The organism is Pseudomonas sp. HY7a-MNA-CIBAN-0227 (genome assembly GCF_040310325.1).
Taxonomy (GTDB): domain Bacteria; phylum Pseudomonadota; class Gammaproteobacteria; order Pseudomonadales; family Pseudomonadaceae; genus Aquipseudomonas.
The window spans coordinates 1-256 of sequence record NZ_JBEOPT010000241.1 but is presented as its reverse complement, the minus strand read 5'-3'; the positions used below and the strand labels follow the sequence as shown (position 1 = coordinate 256).

At 48.8% G+C, this 256-nt stretch carries 1 protein-coding gene; it reads left to right on the top strand.

Translation table 11 applies throughout. The annotated features are described in order from the left end of the window. On the top strand, window positions 1–256 hold a 256-nt coding region (locus tag AAEZ06_RS27755), incomplete at both ends, for a hypothetical protein (RefSeq protein WP_350617367.1).

Here is a 256-nt window from a genome sequence, read left to right as displayed (position 1 = left end):
ACTTTAGGCTGCCGGCCAATGTGCGTGTCTTACCTGAAGAGATCAATCGCTACGTCAGTATCATCGACAATTATGAGCGCCCTGATCCGGTGAAAGACTTGAGTGCGAGACGCACGCGCTCTGTAAATTTGCGCCCGACCAAACGTGAAGTGCCAGTCCGTCAGAAAGTGCAAGCTAATGATAGTGATGGTGCTAATGAGCAAGCAGCAAGCAATAATACCAGTCGTAGTGGTCAAGAAGCGGCTAACAATAGTAA